1 protein-coding gene is annotated in these 1101 nt (G+C 34.2%); it reads right to left on the reverse strand.

What is annotated here, in order from left to right; genetic code table 11:
* Nucleotides 1–16: 16 nt before the first annotated feature.
* A complete protein-coding gene (locus C8322_RS01195) occupies nt 17–1045 on the reverse strand; it encodes a transposase (RefSeq protein ID WP_081399017.1) in 1029 nt (342 codons plus the stop codon).
* Between the last annotated feature and the right edge of the window lie 56 nt (nt 1046–1101).

Here is a 1101-nt window from a genome sequence, read left to right on the forward strand (position 1 = left end):
TAGGACTTACGCACTGTTATTTATAGACTCTCTGTGGTAGCAGATGATTTTTATCGAGAATAAAGTCATCAATGAAGTTTTTGATCATTGGTCTAAATAATTTCTTCTGCCAATGATATACATTTTCAAAGATCCCCTCAAACTGGTTCTTTTGTATCTCAACGTAGGCCATTAAGGCTGAAAAAATATGATTCAAAATCAGTTTAGACCGTCTTACTTGAAACTTTTCAATATGACAAACCTGTTTAATCACTCGGTGATATTGTTCTATTTTCCAATGACTTGAATGTAATTCATGAAAACCCTCAAAGGACAATAAATCATCTTCATCTTGATGCACAATATAAAACCTCTGCTGTTCTTTTAACTGAGTCTTAAATAATTGTACAAAGCCAAAATCTTTGAGCCAGACCACTTGACCCTGATGGAAATCTGGCAATAAACGCAGTTGAAACCATTGTCCTTTTTCTGGGGAAACCTTACGGTTACTGTCGACACCAAACATAAATCGAATACCATATTTTCTTATGGTTTTTAGATTTTCAGTCGATGAATACCAACTATCACCTGTAATAAATTGAATCTTTGCACCCCAACTGAGTACTTCACTTAACATATCCATAAAGTAATCATTCTTGGTTTTACTTTCAGATTTGTCATAAATTCGGAAATTAATTGGAATATTTTGACCATTTTGATCTGTCGCATACAAGGTAATGAGATTAATACCTTTGACGGATCGGTGGTGTTTGCCTGACCAAAAATAGCTAACTAAGTCCATATGCTGACTATACGGTTTATCTAAAACAGTATCATCAATACTGACTATAAGTTTATTATTATCAATATGTTGAATTGCTTCTTGATATAGGTCGTGAGGTGTGTAGTCTTCACGCTCTAGAAAGCGATTTACACTATCATGCGAGATATTATAAGTCTCGGCAAGTTGTGTGCAGCTAATAGAGTTCGGTTCTGTCATGAGAAAGCCCATATAAATGGGTAATGTACAAGTTGCTGTAGAAGCATGTTTAATTCGTCTGATCACAGATACTTTATAAAGTATTTTAATACTTTTTTGAATCTGTCAATGCGTAAGTCCTA

Source organism: Acinetobacter sp. SM1B (assembly GCF_003289665.1).
Lineage (GTDB): Bacteria > Pseudomonadota > Gammaproteobacteria > Pseudomonadales > Moraxellaceae > Acinetobacter > Acinetobacter schindleri.